Source organism: Mycolicibacterium sp. TUM20985 (assembly GCF_030295745.1).
GTDB lineage: Bacteria > Actinomycetota > Actinomycetes > Mycobacteriales > Mycobacteriaceae > Mycobacterium.
Genome location: NZ_AP027291.1, coordinates 1814987 through 1836857 on the forward strand (window position 1 = coordinate 1814987; position 21871 = coordinate 1836857).

The 21871-nt window shown below is 67.9% G+C and carries 19 protein-coding genes and 1 tRNA gene; 15 read left to right on the forward strand and 5 right to left on the reverse strand.

The genetic code is table 11. The annotated features are described in order from the left end of the window. Positions 1–8: 8 nt before the first annotated feature. From QUE68_RS08960 to QUE68_RS08985, 6 genes are read left to right on the forward strand one after another with little or no spacing between them, the layout of a single operon-like run. Complete coding sequence (locus QUE68_RS08960; RefSeq protein WP_284233649.1) at positions 9–953, forward strand: alpha/beta hydrolase; 945 nt, start codon at positions 9–11, stop codon at positions 951–953. Next, positions 950–2554, forward strand: coding sequence for a flavin-containing monooxygenase (locus QUE68_RS08965; RefSeq protein ID WP_286275434.1), 1605 nt, complete (start codon positions 950–952; stop codon positions 2552–2554). The genes QUE68_RS08960 and QUE68_RS08965 overlap by 4 nt, the downstream gene beginning before the upstream one ends. Next, positions 2551–3267: an SDR family NAD(P)-dependent oxidoreductase gene (locus QUE68_RS08970; RefSeq protein WP_284225637.1), complete on the forward strand. Its 717-nt coding sequence runs from the start codon at positions 2551–2553 to the stop codon at positions 3265–3267. Before QUE68_RS08965 ends, QUE68_RS08970 begins: the two co-directional genes overlap by 4 nt. A gap of 27 nt (positions 3268–3294) precedes the next feature. Next, positions 3295–4896: a fatty-acid--CoA ligase FadD1 gene (fadD1, locus tag QUE68_RS08975; protein WP_284225638.1), complete on the forward strand. Its 1602-nt coding sequence runs from the start codon at positions 3295–3297 to the stop codon at positions 4894–4896. Next, positions 4893–6344: an aldehyde dehydrogenase family protein gene (locus QUE68_RS08980; protein ID WP_284225639.1), complete on the forward strand. Its 1452-nt coding sequence runs from the start codon at positions 4893–4895 to the stop codon at positions 6342–6344. The genes fadD1 and QUE68_RS08980 overlap by 4 nt, the downstream gene beginning before the upstream one ends. Further along, positions 6341–7474 carry an NDMA-dependent alcohol dehydrogenase gene (locus QUE68_RS08985; RefSeq protein WP_284225640.1) on the forward strand — a complete coding sequence of 378 codons (1134 nt, stop codon included), beginning with the start codon at positions 6341–6343 and terminating at the stop codon, positions 7472–7474. The genes QUE68_RS08980 and QUE68_RS08985 overlap by 4 nt, the downstream gene beginning before the upstream one ends. Here the strand turns inward: QUE68_RS08985 and QUE68_RS08990 are convergent. Beyond that, on the reverse strand, positions 7447–8706 hold the full coding sequence (locus tag QUE68_RS08990) for a cytochrome P450 (RefSeq protein ID WP_286275435.1): 1260 nt from the start codon (positions 8704–8706) through the stop codon (positions 7447–7449). The two genes, QUE68_RS08985 and QUE68_RS08990, sit on opposite strands and share 28 nt — an antisense overlap. 97 nt (positions 8707–8803) lie before the next feature. Between QUE68_RS08990 and QUE68_RS08995 the strand changes: the two genes are divergently transcribed. Continuing rightward, positions 8804–8941: a hypothetical protein gene (locus QUE68_RS08995; RefSeq protein WP_286275437.1), complete on the forward strand. Its 138-nt coding sequence runs from the start codon at positions 8804–8806 to the stop codon at positions 8939–8941. A 9-nt stretch (positions 8942–8950) separates the two neighbouring features. On the opposite strand, the gene QUE68_RS09000 is transcribed toward QUE68_RS08995, so the two are convergent. The 3 genes from QUE68_RS09000 to QUE68_RS09010 form a co-directional block, all read right to left on the reverse strand. After that, positions 8951–9964 carry a cation diffusion facilitator family transporter gene (locus QUE68_RS09000; RefSeq protein WP_286275438.1) on the reverse strand — a complete coding sequence of 338 codons (1014 nt, stop codon included), beginning with the start codon at positions 9962–9964 and terminating at the stop codon, positions 8951–8953. A 2-nt stretch (positions 9965–9966) separates the two neighbouring features. Continuing rightward, on the reverse strand, positions 9967–10380 hold the full coding sequence (locus tag QUE68_RS09005) for an ArsR/SmtB family transcription factor (protein WP_284225646.1): 414 nt from the start codon (positions 10378–10380) through the stop codon (positions 9967–9969). Between the two features lie 56 nt (positions 10381–10436). Beyond that, positions 10437–10509 (reverse strand) — tRNA-Arg (locus QUE68_RS09010). A 62-nt stretch (positions 10510–10571) separates the two neighbouring features. On the opposite strand from QUE68_RS09010, the gene QUE68_RS09015 reads away from it, so the two are divergent. The 6 genes from QUE68_RS09015 to map all read left to right on the forward strand — a co-directional run bounded on the left by QUE68_RS09015 (position 10572) and on the right by map (position 19455). Continuing rightward, a complete protein-coding gene (locus QUE68_RS09015; protein ID WP_284225647.1) occupies positions 10572–11000 on the forward strand; it encodes a group I intron-associated PD-(D/E)XK endonuclease in 429 nt (142 codons plus the stop codon). A 108-nt stretch (positions 11001–11108) separates the two neighbouring features. Further along, on the forward strand, positions 11109–12605 hold the full coding sequence (locus tag QUE68_RS09020; RefSeq protein ID WP_286275440.1) for a wax ester/triacylglycerol synthase family O-acyltransferase: 1497 nt from the start codon (positions 11109–11111) through the stop codon (positions 12603–12605). Beyond that, positions 12602–14302 carry an HAD-IB family hydrolase/lysophospholipid acyltransferase family protein gene (locus QUE68_RS09025; protein WP_286275441.1) on the forward strand — a complete coding sequence of 567 codons (1701 nt, stop codon included), beginning with the start codon at positions 12602–12604 and terminating at the stop codon, positions 14300–14302. Before QUE68_RS09020 ends, QUE68_RS09025 begins: the two co-directional genes overlap by 4 nt. Then, positions 14299–16638, forward strand: coding sequence for a glycerol-3-phosphate 1-O-acyltransferase (locus tag QUE68_RS09030; protein ID WP_286275442.1), 2340 nt, complete (start codon positions 14299–14301; stop codon positions 16636–16638). Before QUE68_RS09025 ends, QUE68_RS09030 begins: the two co-directional genes overlap by 4 nt. A gap of 34 nt (positions 16639–16672) precedes the next feature. Beyond that, positions 16673–18679: a cytochrome c oxidase assembly protein gene (locus QUE68_RS09035; RefSeq protein ID WP_286275443.1), complete on the forward strand. Its 2007-nt coding sequence runs from the start codon at positions 16673–16675 to the stop codon at positions 18677–18679. Between the two features lie 5 nt (positions 18680–18684). After that, entirely contained in the window at positions 18685–19455 is a 771-nt protein-coding gene (map, locus tag QUE68_RS09040; protein ID WP_286275444.1) for a type I methionyl aminopeptidase, read from the forward strand. On the opposite strand, the gene QUE68_RS09045 is transcribed toward map, so the two are convergent. Further along, the gene (locus QUE68_RS09045) at positions 19452–19601 is read right to left on the reverse strand and encodes a hypothetical protein (RefSeq protein ID WP_286275445.1); all 150 of its coding nucleotides are present in this window, start codon (positions 19599–19601) and stop codon (positions 19452–19454) included. The genes map and QUE68_RS09045 overlap by 4 nt on opposite strands. A 3-nt stretch (positions 19602–19604) precedes the next feature. On the opposite strand from QUE68_RS09045, the gene ssb reads away from it, so the two are divergent. Further along, positions 19605–20090, forward strand: a complete 486-nt coding sequence (gene ssb, locus QUE68_RS09050; protein WP_286275446.1) for a single-stranded DNA-binding protein — start codon at positions 19605–19607, stop codon at positions 20088–20090. A 69-nt stretch (positions 20091–20159) separates the two neighbouring features. Further along, a complete protein-coding gene (gene ettA, locus QUE68_RS09055; protein WP_284225654.1) occupies positions 20160–21833 on the forward strand; it encodes an energy-dependent translational throttle protein EttA in 1674 nt (557 codons plus the stop codon). The last annotated feature ends 38 nt before the right edge of the window (positions 21834–21871 follow it).

Sequence of the window (21871 nt, forward strand, 5' to 3'; positions counted from 1 at the left end):
AGGAGACCATGGACGACGGTGTACTCGCGATGCTGCGGACACTCGACGACGCCTTTCCGGCAGTCGAACGAATGACCGCCGCCCAGGCGCGCGCCGCGGTGGCGGCGCGGCGACAGCCGGTGCGCAACGTCGACGACGCGATATCGGACGATCGCGTGCTCGACACCCTCGCCGGCCCCATCCCGGTGCGGGTCTACCAACCGGCGATCGGTACCGCGCCGCGGCCGGGTGTCGTGTTCTATCACGGCGGTGGTTTCGTGCTGTGCGACATCGACAGCCACGACGGCTTCTGCCGCGCGATGGCGCGGCATGCCGGGGCTGTCGTCGTCTCGGTCGGCTACCGGCTGGCTCCCGAGCATCGCGCGCCTGCCGCGGCCGAGGATGCCTACCTGGCCTTCGACTGGGTCGTGCGGCACGCCGCCGACCTCGGCATCGACCCGCGCCGCGTCACCGTCGCCGGCGACAGTGCCGGCGGCAACCTCGCCGCGGTCGCGTCGATCCTGTGCCGGGAGTACGGCACGGCGATGCCCGCCGCACAGGTCCTGCTCTATCCCCTTCTCGATCCGGCGTGCGATACCCTCAGTCAACGGCGCCGGGCGACCGGATGCTTCACCACTCGCGCTGCGCTGCAATGGTATTGGGAGCAGTACCTCGGCGAGACCGGTGTTCCTCAGCCCCCGCACCTCGTCGCCCCCGCCCTGGCGGTGACGCTGGAGGGTCTGCCGCCCACGGTGATGGTCACCGCGACCCTGGACCCGCTCCACGACGAGGGGGTGGCCTACGCACGCCGACTGCGCTCCGACGGAGTCCCGGTGCTGCACCGCGACTTTCGGGGACTGTTCCACGGATTCCTCACCATGATGGACTTCCCACCGGCGATCGCCGCGCGGGACGTGCTGTGGGCAGATCTGCGCGGCGCGTCGGCGACGCCCACACCCGAGGCCGTGCGATGACGGCCGCGTACCACGACGTGATCGTCGTCGGCGCCGGTTTCGCCGGGCTGTACGCGGTGCACCGGGCCGTGGCGGCAGGACTGTCGGTGCTCGGGATCGATGCCGCGGACGGCGTTGGCGGCACGTGGTACTGGAATCGATACCCCGGGGCGCGGTGTGACGTCGAAAGCGTCGACTACTCATACTCGTTCGACGAGGAGCTTCAGCAGACGTGGACCTGGAGCGAACGCTTTGCCAGCCAGCCGGAGATCCTCGCCTACCTCGAGCACGTGGCTCGACGATTCGACCTGACCGGCCGCTACCTCTTCGGGACCTGGGTGTCGGGGGCGGTGTTCGACGAAGGATCCGGAACGTGGGAGGTGTACACGTCGACCGGTGATCGCCATCGCGCGCAGTTCCTGCTGTGCGCCACCGGCTGCCTGTCCGCGGTCAACCGCCCCGACCTGCCCGGGATCGACGACTTCGCCGGGGAGGTGTACTACACCGCCGCGTGGCCCCAGCTGCACCCGGACCTGCAGGGCAGGCACGTCGGGCTGGTGGGCACCGGCTCCTCGGGCATCCAGGTGGCCCCCCTGATCGCCGACGCGGCCGCGTCGCTGACGGTGTTCCAACGCTCGCCGAATTACAGCGTGCCGGTGCCCAACCGCCCGTGGACGGACGACGACCTTCGACGCATCAGGGCCGAGTACCCGGAACGCCGGCGCGTGTCCGCCTACGCGCCCGCGGGCACCCCGCACACCACGACCGTGCCGCCTGCCGCGGACAACAGCCCGGCACAGCGCACAGATGCCCTGTGGCAGCGGTGGTCTGAGGGCGGTGTCCTGTTCAGCAAGACCTTTCCCGACCAATTGACCGACCTCGCGGCCAACGACGTCGCCCGGCAGTTCGCCGAGGACCGCATCCGGGAACTCGTCGAAGACCCGGCAGTCGCGGACGATCTGATCCCCGTCGACCACCCGATCGGCACCAAGCGCATCTGCACCGACTCCGGGTATTACCAGATCTTCAACCGCGCCCACGTCCACCTGGTCAACCTCCGCCGCGAACCGATCACCGCCATCACCGCCGGCGGCGTGCACACGACCGCAGGCGACTACCCCTGCGACACCCTCGTCTTCGCCACCGGATTCGACGCCATGACCGGTGCGCTGACGCGCATCGACCCGGTCGGCGCCGACGGCGTCCGGCTCGACGAGGTGTGGGCCGACGGACCGGTCACGTTCCTGGGCATGATGATTCCGCAGCTGCCCAATCTGTTCACCTTCAGCGGACCCGGGAGCCCGTCGGTACTGGCCAACATGGTGTTGCACGCCGAGATTCAAGTCGACTGGGTGATCGATCTCCTCACCACGGCGCGATCGGCGGGCTTCACTCAGGTCGACGTGCGTCGAGACGCCGCCGACGCGTGGACCCGTCACGTCGCGGCGGTGGCCGACGGCACGCTGTTCGTCCGCGCGACGTCGTCGTGGTACCTCGGGGCGAACATCGACGGCAAAAAGCGGGCCTTCATGCCCTTCGCCGGCGGGTTCGGCGTCTATCGCGCCCAGTGTGACGAGGTCGCCGAGAACGACTACGCCGGACTGGTGTTCACTGCGCGATGAATCCCCAACGGTTCGACGACAAGGTCGTCTTGATCACCGGCGCCGCCCGGGGCCAGGGCGCCGCCGAGGTGGAGATGATGGCCGGGTTGGGCGCCGACGTCATCGCCTGCGACGTCCTCGACGCCGACGGTGAGGCCCTCGCGCGGCGACTCGGTGAGTCGGTGCGCTACCAGCGGCTCGACGTCACCGAACCGGCCGACTGGGACTCGGTCACGACGGAAGCAGTTTCACGGCACGGTCGGATCGACGTCCTGATCAACAACGCGGGCGTCTACCGACGCGCGCCGTTGTCCGACTGGTCGGCACGGCAGATCCGAGACATGCTGGACGTCAACCTCGTTGGGCCCATCCTGGGAATGAAGACGGTGAGTGCCGTCATGCCCGACGGCGGCTCGATCGTCAACGTCGCGTCGACCGCCGGGATGCGCGGCTTCGGTGGCGCCCTGCCGTACGCCGCGTCGAAGTGGGGTCTGCGGGGTGCCAGCCGGTCGGCCGCCCTCGAGCTCGCCCCGCGCATCCGCGTCAATTGCGTCGTACCCGGTGCCGTCGACACCCCGATGATCGATGCGGCGACCCTCGACCTCACCCACCTCGCCCTGCCCCGCGCGGCCCAGCCGGACGAAGTCGCGCGCATGGTCGCGTTCCTTGCCAGCGATGCCTGCGGCTACTGCACCGGCGCGGAGTTCGTCGTCGACGGCGGCGCGACGGCATGACGTTCCCCAACACCGAGGAGGCGCCCCGTGCACGAGACCATCCAGCAGGTTCTGCGCGACCGCATGCAGGACGACGGCGTCGCGGTCCGCCACCAGGACCAGACGTGGACATGGCGTGAGCATCTCGGGGAGGCGGCCGCCGAAGCCTCGGCGATGATCGGCCTCGCCGATCCGGGCAGACCCCTGCACGTCGGGGTGCTGCTCGGCAACACCCCCGCGATGTTGCGCGCGATGGCGGCGGCCGCACTCGGCGGCTACGTCCTGTGCGGCATCAACACGACGCGCCGCGGGGAGGGCCTTGGCGCCGACATCCGCCGTGCGGATTGCCAAGTGCTGCTGGTGGATCCGGTTCACCAGCCCCTGATCGAGGCGCTCGACCTCGCGGACGTCACGGTGATCGACGTGACGTCGCGCGCCTACGCCGATGTGGTCGCGGCCGCGCCGCCGCTGGTGCCGTACCGGGAGGTCACCGCCACCGACCCGCTGATGCTGATCTTCACCTCGGGAACCAGCGGCGACCCCAAGGCGGTCCCGTTCGCGCACGTGATGGCGGTGCTCAGCGGAAGCAGCCTCGTGCTCCAACTCGACGTCACCCCCGACGACGTCTGCTACCTGTCGATGCCGCTGTTCCACTCCAACGGCGTGGCGGCCGGCTGGGCCGTTGCCGTCTGCAGTGGCGCGGTCATGGTGCCTGCCAGGTTCTCGGCATCGGGCTTCCTGCAGGATGTTCGGCGTTACGGCGCCACCTACATGAACTACGTCGGCAAGCCACTCGCCCTGCTCCTCGGCACCCAGGCTCGGCCCGACGACGCCGACAATCCGCTGCGCGTCGCGTTCGGCAACGAAGCCGCCGACCGCGACATCGACGAGTTCGCGCGTCGCTTCGGCTGTCGGGTGATGGACGGTTTCGGTTCCAGCGAGTTCGCCGTGATCGTGGTCCGCGAGGACGGCTGCCCGCCCGGGTCGATCGGGAAGGGGTGGGACGGCGTAGCGGTCTACCACCCCGACAGCGTGACCGAATGTGCCACCGCGGTCTTCGACGACACGGGTGCACTGACCAACTTCGACGACGCGGTGGGCGAACTGGTCAACACCACCGGGGGCGGCGCCTTCGGCGGTTACTACAACGATCCCGAGGCGACGAATGAGCGGATGCGCCACGGCATGTACTGGTCCGGTGATCTCGCCTACCGCGATGCCGATGGCTGGATCTACCTCGCCGGCCGCACCGCCGACTGGATGCGGGTCGACGGCGAGAACATGGCGGCGGGACCGATCGAACGAATCCTGTTGCGGCTGCCGACACTCAATCAGGTCGCGGTGTACGCGGTACCGGACGCCAACGTGGGTGACCAGGTGATGGCGGCGGTGGTGTTGAACGACGGGGCGCACCTCGAGCCGGCCGAGTTCGAAGCCTTCCTCGCCGACCAGCCGGATCTCTCCCCGAAGGCGTGGCCGCGGTTCGTGCGGATCGAGACCCGGCTGCCGCAGACGGCCACGAACAAGATCCTCAAGCGCGAGCTCATCAAGGCGGGGGTGACCGCCGACTCGGGTGTGCTGTGGGAGCGGGCGGCGCGGGCGCGGTCGTATGTGCCGGTGCCGGTCCCGAGGGCGTCGGTGTCGGCATGAGTACGGTCGATGCGCTCCTCGAGGGTCAGCGCGCCGCGTTCCTTCGCGACGGAATACCCGACGCGGCAACCCGTTTCGACCGGGTGACGCGCCTGCAGGCTCTCGTGCTGGAGCACGCCGAGGAATTCGCCCTCGCGCTGGCGCAGGACTTCGGCACCCGGCCGCGTGAAGTGTCCATGCTGACCGACGTCATCGGCTGCATCGGCGATCTTCAGTACCAGAAGAAGCACGTCGCCAGGTGGATGAAGCCCGAGCCGCGGGCACCGGGGCTGGCCCGCACGGGACTGCGCCAACGGCTCCGGCACGATCCGCTCGGCGTGGTCGGTGTGATGGGACCGTGGAACTTCCCCCTCCAGTTGACCGTGTTGCCGGCGGGAACCGCGTTGGCGGCGGGCAACCGCGTGATGCTGCGACCCTCCGAGGTGACCGCCCGCACCGCGGCGTTGTTGGCCGCGCTCGCGGGCCAGTACTTCTCACCCGAGGAACTGGCCGTCGTCACCGACGAGCAGGCCGACGGCCCGACCTTCGCGGCGCTGCAGTTCGACCATCTGTTCTTCACGGGCTCACCCGACGTCGGCGCCAAGGTGGCCGAGGCGGCGGGGCGCAATCTGGTTCCGGTGACCTTGGAACTCGGCGGCAAGAACCCGGTGGTGGTCGATCGCAGCGCGGACCTGGTGCGCGCCGCCACGCGGATCGCGGCGTCCCGGATGGTCAACGGTGGCCAGGTGTGCATGTGCCCGGACTACGTGCTGGTTCCGGAGGAGTTGCAGGACGGGTTCGTCGACGAGGTGTTGGGGGCGTGGCGCCGAAGCTTCGCCAGCGTCGCCGACAACGCCCAGTACACGTCGTCGATCAACGAACGCCACTTCGACCACGTCACCCGACTGATCGACGACGCGGCTGCGCGTGGTGCCCGGGTGAGATGTCATGTGCCGGAGGGGGAGTCGCTGCCGGATCGGGAGCGTCGCAAGGTCGCGCCCACCGTCCTGACCGGTGTGCCACCGGACGCGGCGATCAACCACGAGGAGATCTTCGGCCCCGCCCTGGTCGTCCACCCGTACCGTCGGCTCGCCGACGCCATCGCCCATGTCAACGCCCATCCGCACCCGCTGACGGTGTACTGGTACGGCGCCGACAACGACCGCTACCGGCAACTCCAGGCGCAGACCCGCTCGGGATCGGTCAACGGCAACGACTTCACCGCCAACTTCCTCGGCAGCGCCCTGCCGTTCGGCGGCGTCGGCCGCAGCGGCAGCGGCGCCTACCGCGGGCGCGCCGGTTTCGAGACGTTCACCCATGCCCGGGCAGTCGCCTACTCGCGCTGGCCGCTGAGCCTCGCGGAGGTGATGGCGCCGCCGTACCTGGGCCGGCACGCGCGGGCCGTCGACGTGCAACTGGCCGTCCTGCGTCGACGGATCCGGCGCGACCGCGCGAGGGCGCCACGGTGAAGACCGTCGGGGCGTTGTCATGGGGCCCGGGGGAGCCGTGGTCGGTCGAGGAGATTTACCTCGGCGATCCGCGCCGCGACGAGGTGACCGTGCGCATGGAGGCCGCCGGGCTCTGCCACTCCGATCACCACGCCGCCACCGCGTCGATGCCGGCTGACGGCTTCCCGATCCTCGGCGGGCACGAGGGAGCGGGTGTCGTCGTCGAGGTCGGTGCCGACGTGGACGACGTCGTCGTCGGTCAGCATGTCGTGCTGTCCTGCATCCCGTCCTGCGGGAGGTGTCACCACTGCTTGGCCGAACAGCCGAATCTCTGTGACCGCGGGGCGTTCCTGCAATCCGGGCGGGCGATCAGCGATGCCTCGTTCCGGGTACGGGCCCGAGGACGCGGCGTTCGGCCGGTGGCACTGCTGGGTGCTTACTCCCCCTATGCAGTGGTGCACCGCGCGTCGGTGGTGCCCATCGATCCGGCGGTGCCGTTCGAGGTGGCGTGTCTACTCGGTTGCGCGATCGTCACGGGCTGGGGCTCGGTGACGCGGGTGGCCAGGGTCCGGCCGGGGGAGGACGTCGTGGTGATCGGGCTGGGCGGGGTGGGCATGGCCGCGCTGCGTGGGGCGACGGCCGCCGGGGCACGATCGGTCGTCGTGATCGACCCTGTCGAGTGGAAGCGCGATCTCGCGCTGGAATGGGGTGCCACGCAGGCGTATCCGGACCTCGAGTCCGCCACGGCCGGGCTGGCCGAACTAACCCGAGGGCTGATGGCCAACGCGGTGATCGTGGCCGTCGGACGGCCGCGTGGGCAGGACCTGGATGCCTGGATGACGTTGACGGCCAAGGGCGGGATGTGCGTGCTCGCCGCCGTGGCCGACATGCACTGTCACGACGTCAACGTCAACCTCGTCATTCACATACTGATGCAGAAGCGTCTGCAGGGCAGCCTGCTGGGCAATGGTGACATGCGCCATGACATCGGGCTGCTCGCCTCGATGTACCTGGCCGGGAAGCTGGACCTCGACGGGTTCGTCACCGCCCGGTATCGGCTCGACGAGATCAACGAGGGCCATCGCGACATGTTGGCCGGCAGAAACATTCGCGGGGTGATCCGCTATACCGAGGCCGACTGGGTGCGTTGATCCACCCCCGAGTAGTCCACCTGCCAGTGCTTGATGCCGTTGATCATGCTCGATCGCAGACGTTCTGGCTCACCGATCGGACGTAGATTGGGCAGGTGGTCGGCGATCGCGTTGAACATCAGGTCGATGGTCATCCTGGCGAGGCTGGCGCCGATGCAGTAGTGAATGCCCGTGCCGCCGAATCCCAGATGGGGGTTCGGACTTCGCCGAATGTCGAAGCGCAGTGGGTCCTCGAAGACGTCCTCGTCGAAGTTCGCCGAGCGGTAGAACAGCACCAGGCGCTGGCCCTTCTCGATCGCGACGCCGCCGAGTTCGGTATTCGTCAGGGCCGTGCGCTGAAATGCGTTGACCGGCGAAGCCCATCGGATGATCTCGTCGGCAGCGGTCTTGGGCCGTTCGGCCTTGAACAGCTCCCATTGCTCGGGAAAGTCGGTGAACGCCATCATCCCCTGGGTGATCGATTGGCGTGTCGTCTCGTTGCCGGCGATCGCCAGGGTGACGACGAACATCCCGAATTCGGCGTCGGTGAGCTGCCCATCGTCATCGGCGTCGATGAGGGTGCTGACGATGTCGTCGCCCCTCCTACCGCTCTTATCGGCGGCCAATTGCATGGCGTACCAAATCAACTCGGCGGCCGAGCCCAGCGAGTCGTACTCGGCGAACTCGGGATCCTCGTTCCCAATCATTTGATTGCTCCAGTCGAAGAGCTTGCCGCGGTCCTCCAGCGGCACCCCGAGCAGCCCGGCGATGGCTTGCAGCGGGAGCTCGCAGGCGACGTCGAGAACGAAGTCACCGGAGGGTCTCGTGGCGGCGTCGGCGGCGATGCGCTGTGCGCGTTCGTCGAGTTCGGCACGTAGTCGCTCGATGGCCCGCGGGGTGAAGCCGCGCGAGACGATCTTGCGAAGGCGGGTGTGTTCGGGCTCGTCCATCATGATCATCGAGGCGCGGCCTGCTTCGATCTGTCCGCCTCCGCCGGTCACCTTGTAGCGCGGGACCACCGACTTCTCGGCCGAGGAGAAGACGTCGTGGCGCCGCGATACCTCGCGCACGTCGCGGTGCCTGCTCACCACCCAGAAGCCGCCGTCACCGAAACCGCCTACGTCGGTCGGCTGGGCATTCCACCACAGGGGCGCTGAGCGGCGTAGCTCGGCCAGCTCGTCCATCGGCATGCGGTGCGCATATACGTCGGGATCGGTGAAGTCGAAGCCGGGCGGCAGTAGCGGAGAAGGCATGTGGGCGTTCCTTTGTCACTCGTCTACACAGGCATACCGCAGACCGCCGACGACGGTGGCTGATTGGCCCGTCCCACCGCCGGGTAGTCGCACCTTCATGACGCAACCCGCTGGAGATCGGCGCGAGGAGCACCTCGACGCCTCCGAGGACGACGGATCGGCCCAACTCGAGCCGGAGGACGGGGGCATCGAGTCCGCCGCACCCGAAGGCGGTGCCACCCAGGGGCAGCACTGAGTCCAGAACTCAGGCAGGCCCGTCGGCCGGGTAGGCGTGGACGAGCGCCGAGGACAGCTTCGGCACCGCGTGGGTGAGCGAGTGTTCGGCGTCGTGGGCGATGCGGTGCGCGTCGGAAAGGCTTACGGCGGGATCGATGTCGAGCTCGGCGTCGGCGTGCAAGCGGTGTCCGATCCACCGCATCCGCACGCTGCGGACCGCGGTGACGCCCGGTTCTGCGGCCAGCGCGGCTTCGGCGGCGTCGACGAACGCCGGGTCGATGCCATCCATGAGCCGGCGGAAGACGTCACGGACGGCGGTGCGTAGGACCGCGAGGATGGCGACCGTGATGACGAGGCCAATGATGGGGTCCGCCAAGGGAAACCCCAGGGCGACACCGCCGGCGCCGATCAGCACGGCCAGTGAGGTGAAGCCGTCGGTGCGGGCGTGCAGACCATCGGCGACCAGCGCTGCCGAGCCGATCCGCCGTCCGACTCGAATGCGGTAGACGGCGACCAGTTCGTTTCCGATGAAGCCGATGAGCCCGGCCACCGCCACCCACCCGACGTGTTCGATCGGCACCGGGTCGACGAGACGGCGGACGGATTCGACGCCGGCGACGATCGCGGACAGCGTGATCATGGCGACGACGAACAGCCCTGCGAGGTCTTCGGCGCGTCCGAAGCCGTAGGTGTAGCGCCGGGTTGCCGCCTTGGTGCTCAGGGCGAAGGCAATCCACAACGGGATGGCAGTGAGTGCGTCGGAGAAGTTGTGGACCGTGTCGGCGAGCAGCGCGACCGATCCGGACACGGCGACGATGACGATCTGCGCGGTGGCCGTGACACCAAGTGCGACCAGGCTGATCTTGACGGCCCTGATGCCGGCGGCGCTGGATTCCAGTGCGCCGTCGATGCTGTCGGAGGCGTCGTGGCTGTGCGGGGCGAAGACTTCGCGAAGGGCCGCGCCGAACTTGCCGCCACGGGCGTCGTGGATGTGATCGTGGCCGTGGATGTCGTCGTGGTCGTGGTCGTGTTCGTGGGCCATGGTCAGTGCTCCGTCTGTCGTCGCGCGGCTGTCGGCGCGGTCTCGGGATGAAGGGCTCGCAGTTGACCGTTGGTGGCGTGGTGTCCGGGTACGCCCGGGCCGGAGTGTTCGGCGTTGAACACGGCGTCGGTCACCAACTGGGCGATGTGGTCGTTCTCCAAGCTGTAGAAGATCGTCGTGCCGTCGCGACGGGTGCGAACCAACCGAGCCATCCGCAGCTTGGCCAGATGCTGCGACACCGACGGCGCCGGCTTGCCCACGTGGACGGCGAGCTCGTTGACCGACATCTCGCGGTTCACCAGCGCCCAGAGCACCTGCACGCGGGTCGTGTCGGCGAGCATGCGGAACACCTCGACGACGAGGCCGACCTGATCATCGGGCAGCCGGCGCCGGCATCCGCCGTTATCTGCATTCATACGCAGATACTCTACGGGCTTCGACCGGGAGGTGTGGAGGTGCGGAGAGAACCGAGCGCCCCCGGCAGGGATCGAACCTGCGACCAACCGCTTAGAAGGCGGCTGCTCTATCCGCTGAGCTACGGAGGCAGTCCGCATACCTTAGCGGAATGACGCGACCGGTGGACGAGTCATCCCTTACTCTGAAGCCAATGGCCATGCACCCTACGAAGGAGAAGGGGGACCTCGGTGTCGCGAAGGCGCATGCCGACTTGGCCGGTAAGGGCTTCATCGTTCTCTTCCCCGTCACGGAGCATGCCCCGTTCGATCTCGTTGCCTACGCGAGCGGCGAGTTCCATCGCCTTCAGGTGAAGTACCGATCAGCGCGGTCAGGAGCGATCAAGGTCCAGTTCCGGTCGATGTGGGCGGACCGGCATGGGACTCATACGACGTTGATGGACAAAGCGGCGATCGATGTCGTCTGCATCTACTGCCCAGAGACCGACCGGTGCTACTACGTGCGACCCGACGAATACGGCACGTCGGTCACTCTCCGGATTGCGCCAAGCAGGAACCGCCAGCAAGCCGGGGTGTTGGACGCAGAAGCATTTCGGCAACTACCGACCTCAGCCAACGACTAAACCCCACCTGGCAACCGCGGCACAACAGGGGTATTGCAACCCGCGGTACCGGTCGTCGGACTAGCGTGGACTCCGCACTCGGCGACGACGGCAGGAGATCGAAAGACGATGAGCGACGTGCCGGGGACCGAGGCGTCCGGGCTTCCCGAAGAACTGAGTGCGGTCGACCAGCTTTTGCACCGCGGGGAGGCCAATCCGCGTACCCGCTCGGGAATCATGGGCGTCGAGTTGCTCGATGCGACGCCGGACTGGGACCGCTTTCGGGCACGCTTCGAGCACGCATCGCGCAAGGTGCTGCGGCTGCGGCAGAAGGTCGTCATGCCGACGCTGCCGACGGCCGCGCCGCGGTGGGTCGTCGACCCCGACTTCAACCTGGACTTCCACGTCCGTCGCGTCCGCGTGCCCGCGCCGGGCACGCTGCGCGAGGTGATGGATCTCGCCGAGGTGGCTCTGCAGTCGCCCATGGACATCTCGCGGCCGTTGTGGACGGCGACGCTCGTCGAGGGGCTCGCCGGTGGGACGGCCGCGACGATGCTGCACCTGAGCCATGCCGTCACCGACGGAGTCGGCGCCATCGAGATGTTCGCCAACATCTACGACGTCGAGCGCGACCCCGCACCGACCCGCGAGGCACCGCTGCCCATCCCGGAGGATCTCTCGCCGAACGACCTGATGCGGGAAGGCTTCACCAAGCTCCCCGGTTCGATTGCGAGCGGCGTCCTCGGCGCGATCGGGGGAGCCGCGTCCCTGTTCGGCAAGGCCGTCAGCGATCCGTTCTCCGCATTCGGCGGCGTCGTCAACTACGCCAGATCGAGTGCCCGCGTGATGGGGCCGGTGGCCGACCCGTCGCCACTGCTGCGCAGGCGCAGCCTGTCGTCGCGCACCGAGGCCATCGACATCAAGTTCAGCGATCTGCACAAGGCATCCAAGGCGGCCGGCGGCTCGATCAACGACGCCTACCTCGCCGGGCTGTGTGGCGCCCTGCGCCGCTACCACGAAGCCAAGGGCATGCCCATCGCCACGCTGCCCATGGCAGTCCCGGTCAACCTGCGCTCTGACGACGATCCCGCGGGCGGCAACCGTTTCGCCGGAGTCAACCTCGCGGCGCCCGTCGGCGTGGTCGACCCGACGAAGCGCATCCTGAAGGTGCGGGCGCAGATGATGATCAAGCGCGAGGAGCGGGCGATCGACATGGTGGGCGCCATGGCGCCGTTGATCAGTCTCCTGCCGGACAGCATCCTCGAATCGGTGGCGGGATCGGTCGTCAACTCCGACGTGCAAGCGAGCAACGTGCCCGTCTACCCCGGCGACACCTTCATCGCGGGCGCGAAGATCTTGCGCCACTACGGAATCGGGCCACTGCCCGGTGTGGCCATGATGGTGGTGCTGGTCTCGCGGGCAGGGTACTGCACGATCACCACCCGCTACGATCGCGCGGCCATCGCCGACGAGGCGCTGTGGGCCCGATGTCTGCAAGCAGGATTCGACGAGGTGCTCGCGCTCGGGGGTGAGGGACGGTCGACGCCGGCCTCGTTCGCCCCCGAGCCCGCCGCCAGTACTACTACTTCGGTGTCCACCTCGGCCAATGGGAGTGCCACGCAATGAGTTCGCAGAACGGACAACCCACCCGTCCGGGTAACAACGTAATCCTGCGGTTGCCCGGCTCGGTCGCCGAGATCGACGCCAGCCCCGAGGGGCCCGAGGTCGGCGCGTTCTTCGATCTGGACGGCACGCTGGTCGCGGGTTTCACCGGCGTGTTGATGACGCAGGACCGCTTGCGGCGCAGGCAGATGAGCGTGGGCGAGTTCATCGGAATGGTGCAGGCCGGGTTGAATCACCAACTCGGCCGGTCGGAGTTCGAAGACCTCATCGGCAAGGGCGCCCGCATGCTGCACGGCAACTCGATCAGCGATCTCGACGAGCTGGGAGAGAGGCTGTTCGTCCAGCACGTCCAAAAGCGCATCTACCCGGAGATGCGCGCCCTGGTCCGCGCCCACATGGCGCGCGGCCACACCGTCGTGCTCAGCTCGTCGGCGCTCACGGTGCAGGTCGAGCCCGTAGCCAGGTTCCTCGGCATCGACAACGTGCTGAGCAACAAGTTCCAGACCGACGACGACGGCCTGATCACCGGTGAAGTGCGCACCCCGATCATCTGGGGACCCGGGAAGGCGCGCGCGGTCCAGGGTTTCGCCGCCAAGAACGGTGTCGACCTGGCCAAGAGCTACTTCTACGCCGACGGCGACGAGGACGTCGCGCTGATGTACCTCGTCGGCAACCCACGGCCGACCAATCCCGCAGGGAAGCTGGAAGCGGTTGCGGTCAAACGTGGTTGGCCGATCCTGAAGTTCAGCAGTCGCAGCGGCAGCAGCCCGGTCTCGCAGATCCGCACCGTCGCTGGAATCGCCTCGGTGTTACCTGCCGCAGCCGGCGCGATCGGGCTCGGGTTGTTGACCCGCAACCGCCGCACCGGGGTCAACTTCTTCACCGCCACGTGGACCCGGCTGCTGATGACGTCCATCGGCATCGACCTCAACGTGCTCGGGGCGGAGAACCTCACGGCCAAGCGTCCCGCCGTCTTCCTGTTCAATCACCGCAACCAGGCCGACCCGTTCATCGCGGGCCGACTCATCAGCGACAACTTCACCTCGGTCGGCAAGAAGGAGCTCGAGAAGGACCCGCTGATGGGGACGGTCGGCAGGGCGTTGGATGCGGCCTTCATCGACCGTGACGATCCCAAATCCGCCGTCGAGAGCCTGCGCAAGATCGAAGAACTTGCGCGCAAGGGTCTTTCGGTCCTCATCGCCCCCGAGGGTACCCGGCTGGACACCACCGAGGTCGGAGAGTTCAAGAAGGGCCCCTTCCGCATTGCCATGGCAGCGGGTATTCCGCTGGTGCCCATCGTGATCCGCAACGCGGAAGTCATCGCCGAGCGCAACTCGAGCACGTTCAATCCGGGGAGCGTCGACGTCGCGGTGTTCCCGCCGATCCCGATCGACGACTGGACGACCGAGAACCTCGGCGAACGCATCGCCGAGGTCCGCCAGCTCTACCTCGACACGCTGAAGGACTGGCCGACCGGGAAACTCCCCAGCGCTCCGCTCTACGAGCGCAACGCCAAACCGAAGAAGGCTGCCGCGAAGAAGGCACCCGCCAAGAAGGCACCCGCGAAGAAGGCTGCCGCGAAGAAGGCTGCCGCGATAAAGGCACCCGCCAAGAAGGTGCCCGCCAAGAAGGCTGCCGCGAAGGTGCCCGCCAAGAAGGCTGCCGCGAAGAGGGCGCTCGCCAAGAAGGGGCGTCCGTGAAGGTCACCGCCGACGCGCTGCACAGCTTCACCCCCACCGACGACGCGCTGGTGCTCGCGTCGGTGGAGACGCCCGCTGAGGTCGAGATGCTCGACGACTGGCTGGCCGTTCAGCGACAGGCCCACCCCGACGCCCGCATCGAGGTGCTACAACTCCCGACCGAGGGCGATCCGCCGCCCGCCACCCTGGCTCGCCTCGTCGAACTCCTCGACGTCGACGAGGACCGCTCCGTCGTCCCGGTCCGCGTGTTCTGGGTCCCCGGCGGTCTGCCCACGCGGTCGAAGGTGGTGTCCTTCATCAGTGGTCGGGATACCTACCGGCCACCGAAGCTATTGCAGCGCAACATCCTTCACAAGGACCCGTCTCGCGCGCGGGTGGTGGCCGGTGAACCGGCCAAGGTGTCCGAGCTGCGCCAGAACTGGAGCGACACCACCGTCGCCGAACACCCGCGCGACTTCGCGCACTTCGTCGTGCGGCGGGCGGAGCTGGCGATCGGACGCGTCGAGCTGCGGCTGCTCGGCCCGGAGTACAAGTCACCGCGGTTGATCAAGCCGGAGATGTTGGCGTCGGCCCGTTTTCGGGATGGCCTCGAGAAGATTCCCGGCGCCACGCTGGAATCGGCGGGGGACATGCTCGACGAGCTCTCGACGGGCTGGAGTCGGTTCTCCGTCGACCTGATCCCGTCGCTGGGCCGGGCGATCTTCAGTCGGGGATTCGATCCCAACATCGACTACGACCGCGCCGAGATCGAGTCGATGCGCACGGCTCTCGAGAATCATCCTGCGGTACTGCTGTTCTCGCACCGGTCCTATCTCGACGGCGTGATCGTACCGGTGGCGATGCAGGAGAACCGGCTGCCGCCCGTGCACACTTTTGCCGGAATCAACCTGTCGTTCGGGTTCATGGGTCCACTGATGCGCCGATCGGGTGCGATCTTCATCCGCCGCAAGCTGGACGACCCCACCTACAAGTACGTGCTGAAGGAATTCGTCGGCTACATCGTCGAGAAGCGGTTCAACCTCAGCTGGGCCATCGAAGGTACCCGCTCGCGTACCGGAAAGATGTTGCCGCCCAAGCTGGGTCTGCTCGCGTACGTCGCCGATGCCTACCTGGCCGGCCGCAGCGACGACATCCTGCTGCAGCCCGTCTCCATCAGCTTCGACCAGCTCCACGAGACGGCGGAGTACGCGGCCTACGCCCGCGGCGGTGAGAAGACACCCGAGGGAGTGTCCTGGCTGTACAACTTCATCAAGGCGCAGGGCGACCGCAACTACGGCAAGATCTACGTCCGCTTCCCCGAAGCGGTCTCGATGGCCAAGTACCTCGGTGAGCCGCACGGGCCCATGACCACCGACGAGGCGGCCAAACGTCTGGCGATGCAGAAGATGGCCTTCGAGGTGGCCTGGCGCATCCTGCGTGTAACGCCGGTCAACGCAACGGGTTTGGTGTCGGCGCTGTTGCTGACCACCAATGGCGTGGCGCTGACCCTCGGGCAGCTGCACCACACGGTGCAGGACGCGCTGGACTACCTCGAGCGCACGAAGACCCCGATGACCAACAGTGCCATTCGGTTGCGCACCACCGAGGGTGTGAGGGCCGCCGTCGACGCACTGTCCGGGGGTCATCCCGTCACGCGGGTGGACGGTGGCCGGGAGCCGGTGTGGCGCATCTGCCCGGACGACGAACACGAGGCCGCCTTCTACCGCAACAGCTTGATCCACGCGTTCCTCGAGACGTCGATCGTGGAGCTGTCGCTGGCCTTCGCCGGACGCGCGGCGGGTGATCGGATCGGTGCGTTCTGGGCGCAGGCGATGCGGCTCCGCGACCTGTTGAAGTTCGAGTTCTACTTCGCCGACTCGGCGGCGTTCCGCGAGCACATCGCGGAGGAGATGTCGTGGTTCGACGACTGGGAGCAGCACGTCACCGCCGGGGGTGACGAGGTCGACGCGATGCTGCGGGCCAAGAGGCCACTGATCGCCGGCGCCATGCTGCGGCCCTTCATCGAGGCCTACGAGATCGTCGCCGACGTGCTCAGGGACACGGCACCGGAGATCAGCGAGAAGGACCTGACCAAGCTCGCGCTCGGAGTCGGTGGTCAGTACATCGCCCAGGACCGGGTCCGCAGCAACGAGTCGGTGTCGGCGCTGCTGTTCGCCACCGCGCGGCAGGTGGTCGCCGATCAGAATCTGCTCAAGCCCGCAGCGGACCTCGAACCACGCCGCTCGGCGTTCCTCGCCGAACTTCGCGGCGTTCTCGGCGACATGGACAAGGTCGAGCAGTTCTCCCGGGAGCAGTTCTTCGTCCGCGAACTGATGAAGCGCAAGGACGGCGCATAGGCGGTCGGTCGGGAACGCGCCATACGCTGTTGTCATGACCACCACCGAGGCGCCGGCCACGACCCGCGCCAGCGCGGTCTGGCCCATCCTGGTCGGCGTCGGTCTGCTGGCCGGGGCGACCGCCGCCGGCATCGCCGGGCTGTCGTTGGCCGACGCGCTCACTGCGACCGGCTTGCCCAACCCCGGCCCCGTCACCAACTACGGACTGCCGTTCGTGCGCGCGGCGGGGGAGATCGCCGCGGTCGTGGCGGTCGGGTCGTTCCTCCTCGCCGCCTTCCTGGTGCCACCGCAGCGCAACGGTGTGCTCGACGCCTCGGGCTACCGGGCGCTGCGGTTGGGCACTGTCGCTTCCGGTGTGTGGACCGTGTGTGCGGCGCTGCTGGTCCCGTTGACCGTCTCCGACATCACGGGCCAACCGCTGACGAGCCGCCTCGACCCGTCGGCGATCTGGTCGGTGGCGAGCCTGATCGACGTCGCGGGGTCGTGGCGCTGGACCGCCCTGCTCGCCGCGATCGTCACGGTGGTGAGCATCCCGGTGCTGCGCTGGTCGTGGACCCCCCTGCTCTTCGCGGGCGCGCTGGTCACCCTGCTCCCGCTGGTGCTCACGGGCCATTCGTCGTCCGGCGGGTCGCATGACCTCGCCACCAACAGTCTCTTCATCCACCTGGTCGCGGGCGCGGTCTGGGCGGGTGGTCTGCTCGCGCTGCTCGCCCATGCCCTCCGCGGGGGCGAGCACGCCGACCTGGCCGCGCGTCGCTTCTCCGCCATCGCGCTGTGGTGCTTCCTGGCGATGGCCGCCTCCGGCGTGGTCAACGCCCTGGTCCGCATCCGGCCCGAGGACCTTGTGCACACCAGTTACGGGTGGCTCGTCGTCGGCAAGGCGCTGGCGCTGTCCATCTTGGGTGTGCTCGGTTGGCAGCACCGCCGCCGCGGTGTGGCCGCCCTGCACGCCGATCCGGAAGAGCGCGGCCCCTTGATCCGGCTGGCCCTCGTCGAGGCCGCCGTGTTCGGCCTGACGTTCGGCATTGCCGTCGCGCTGGGGCGCACCCCGCCTCCGCCTCCGACGGACGTCAATCCGTCGGTGACGGCCGTCGAGATCGGTTACGACCTGCCGGGTCCGCCGACGGTGGCCCGGATCCTGTTCGACTGGCGGTTCGACCTCCTCCTCGGCACGGCCGCCCTGGTGTTCGCCGGGCTGTACCTGGCCGGGGTGTGGCGATTGCGCCGCCGCGGTGACGCGTGGCCGACGGGGCGCATCGTGGCCTGGCTGTGCGGGTGCGCCGTGCTGCTGTTCGCGACGTCGTCCGGCATCGGTCGCTACATGCCTGCGATGTTCAGCATCCACATGGCGGCGCACATGCTCCTGTCGATGCTGGTGCCGGTCCTTCTGGTGCTCGGCGCGCCCGTCACGCTCGCCCTGCGGGCCCTGCCCGCCGCGGGCCGCGACGGTCCGCCCGGCCTGCGGGAGTGGCTGTTGGTGGCGCTGCACAGCCGGGTGTCGAAGTTCCTCACCAACCCGATCGTCGCGACGGTCATCTTCGTCGCGGGCTTCTACGGCCTGTACTTCGGCGGCATCTTCGACGTCGCAGTCGACAGTCACGCCGCTCACGTGGCGATGAACGTGCACTTCCTGCTCACCGGCTACCTGTTCTACTGGGTGGTCATCGGGGTGGACCCGACGCCGCGGCCGATTCCTCCGATCGCCAAGCTGGCGGTGGTGTTCGGGTCGCTGCCACTGCACGCCTTCTTCGGGGTGGTGCTGATGGGAACGAAGGCCGTGCTGGCCGGTGACTTCTACCAGTCGTTGCAGTTGAGCTGGCACTCCGACCTGCTGGCCGATCAGCGGCTCGGGGGCGGAATCGCTTGGTCGGCAGGCGAAGTCCCGCTGGTGCTGGTACTCATCGCGCTGCTGGTCCAGTGGCGCCGCAGCGACCAGCGCACGTCCGTGCGGATGGATCGCGCCGCCGACCGCGACGAAGACGCCGATCTGGCGGCCTACAACAACATGCTCGCCAGACTGTCGAAGATCGAGGACCGCTAGCCGCCGTGATCGAACTCAGGACCGCTCACGAGCTGGACCAGATGGCGATCACCGGCGCCTTCGTCGCCGAGACCCTGGCCGCGTTGTCGACCGCCGCGCAGCCCGGCGTGAACCTGTTGGAGCTTGAGCATCAGGCCCGCGACTTGGTCAGCGCTCGCGGGGCGACCTCGTGCTACTGGGACTACGCGCCGTCCTTCGGCCGTGGTCCGTTCCGCAACGTCATCTGCCTGTCGGTCAACGACGCAGTGCTGCACGGGATGCCGCGTCACCACGTGCTGCGGGACGGAGACGTGTTGAGCCTGGACTTCGCGGTGTCGATCGACGGTTGGGCGGCCGATTCAGCGGTGACGGTCACGGTGGGCCAGAATCCCGACCCGGCCGACATCGCGCTGATCTCCTCGACGCGCCGAGCGCTCGACGCGGGTATCGCCGCCGCGGTGCCCGGTGGTCATCTCGGTGACGTCTCGGCGGCGATCGGCGAGGTCGCTGAGGCGGCCGGCTACCGCGTGAACGTGGAGTTCGGCGGCCACGGGATCGGGCGCACCATGCACGAAGACCCCCACATCCCCAATCGCGGGCGCCGCGGTCGCGGCATGACGTTGAGGCCCGGCATGACGTTCGCCCTCGAACCGTGGTGGTCACGGGGCAGCGACCGGCTGGTCCTCGATGCCGACGGCTGGACGCTCCGGTCGGCCGACGGCTCGAATACCGCGCACTCCGAGCACACCATCGCCGTCACCGAGAACGGGCCTCGCGTCCTCACCCGCGTCTCCTAGGGCCTGCCCTTCATCCACAGTCCGCGGTTCATCCACAGGCCGCTGCCCGATCGCTCCCCGTGGTCGATCCATGTCGGCGGCCGGACGGTGAATGGCTTCAGCAGCGAATCACGCGCTGCCGAACCGAAGAACCGATGAAGGGACACGAAATGTTCGAAACACCGTTCGCCTTGGTGGGCACCATCGTCACCGACCCCATCCACCGCCGGGTCGGCGACCAGCAGGTGGTCAAGTTCCGGGTCGCGAGCAACTCTCGCCGCCGCACCGCCGAGGGCACCTGGGAGGCGGGCAATTCCCTGTTCGTCAACGTGAACTGCTGGGGGCGACTGGTCGGCGGCGTCGGCGGTGTGCTGACCAAGGGTGATCCGATCGTCGTGGTCGGCCACCTCTACACCAGCGAGTACGACGACAAGGAAGGCAATCGGCGTTCGTCGGTGGAGGTCCGGGCCACCGCCGTCGGGCCGGACCTCGGTCGGTGCAACGCCAGCATCGTGCAACGCAGGCGCGCCGACACCGACACCGACACCGAAGCCGAAGCCGGATCCGTCGGTGTCGATGCCGACACGACGTCCACCGGTGACGAGGCCGACGACGACGGCGATCTCGGGGACGGCGGCCTGCCTCTGACGGCGTAGCCGTAATCGGCCACCCCTAGGATGGATGCTTGAGCAGTACCCCAAGACCGGAAAGGCACTACCCAAAGCATGGCTGAGTTCATCTACACGATGAAGAAGGTCCGCAAGGCGCACGGTGACAAGGTCATCCTGGACGACGTCACGCTGAACTTCCTCCCCGGAGCCAAGATCGGCGTCGTCGGTCCCAACGGTGCAGGCAAGTCGAGCGTCCTGAAGATCATGGCCGACTTGGACAAGCCGAACAACGGCGACGCGTACATCGCCACCGGCGCCTCGGTCGGCATCCTCATGCAGGAGCCGCAACTCGACGAATCGAAGACGGTGAGGGAGAACGTCGAAGAGGGTGTGCCGATCAAGGCCAAGCTCGCCCGGTACAACGAGGTGGCCGAGTTGATGGCCACCGACTACACCGACGAGCTCATGGAGGAGATGGGCCAGCTGCAGGAAGAGCTGGACGCCGCCGACGCCTGGGATCTGGACTCGAAGCTCGAACAGGCGATGGACGCGCTGCGCTGCCCGCCACCCGACGAGCCCGTCACGCACCTCTCCGGCGGTGAGAAGCGCCGGGTGGCGCTCTGCAAGCTGCTGCTGTCGGAACCCGACCTGCTGCTGCTCGACGAGCCGACAAACCACCTCGACGCCGAGAGCGTGTTGTGGTTGGAGAAGCATCTCGCCGACTACAAGGGCGCCATCCTGGCCGTCACCCACGACCGGTACTTCCTGGACAACGTCGCCGAGTGGATCCTGGAGCTCGACCGCGGCCGGGCCTACCCGTACGAGGGCAACTACTCGACGTACCTCGAGAAGAAGGCCGAGCGGTTGGCGGTCCAGGGACGCAAGGACCAGAAGCTGCAGAAGCGTCTGGTCGAGGAGCTCGCCTGGGTGCGTTCCGGTGCCAAGGCGAGGCAGGCCAAGAACAAGGCTCGCCTCGGTCGGTACGAGGAGATGGCCGCCGAAGCGGAGAAGACGCGCAAGCTCGACTTCGAGGAGATCCAGATCCCGACGGGCCCGCGGTTGGGCAACATCGTGGTGGAGGTCGAACACCTCGACAAGGGCTTCGACGGACGCATTCTGATCAAGGACCTCTCATTCACGTTGCCGCGCAACGGCATCGTCGGCGTCATCGGCCCCAACGGCGTCGGCAAGACGACGTTGTTCAAGACCATCGTTGGCCTGGAGGCGGCGGACAGCGGCATCGTGAAGGTCGGTGAGACCGTCAAGTTGAGCTACGTCGACCAGAACCGTGGCGGCATCGACCCGAAGAAGAACGTCTGGCAGGTGGTGTCCGACGGTCTCGACTACATCGAGGTCGGCCAGAACGAGGTGCCGTCGCGGGCCTATGTGTCGGCGTTCGGATTCAAGGGTCCCGATCAGCAGAAGCCGGCCGGCGTGCTGTCCGGCGGCGAGCGCAACCGGCTCAACCTCGCGCTCACGCTGAAGGAGGGCGGCAACTTGATCCTGCTCGACGAGCCGACCAACGATCTGGACATCGAGACCCTCAGCTCGCTGGAGAACGCGCTTCAGCAGTTCCCCGGCTGCGCCGTGGTCATCTCCCACGACCGGTGGTTCCTCGACCGCACCTGTACCCACATCCTGGCGTGGGAGGGCGACGTCGACAACGAAGCGAAGTGGTTCTGGTTCGAGGGCAATTTCGGTGGCTATGAGGAGAACAAGCTCGAACGGCTGGGTGCGGACGCGGCCCGACCACACCGGGTCACGCACCGCAGGTTGACGCGCGACTGATCCGGCGGGTTTGACCGCAGCGGCTCGGGGGCCAACTA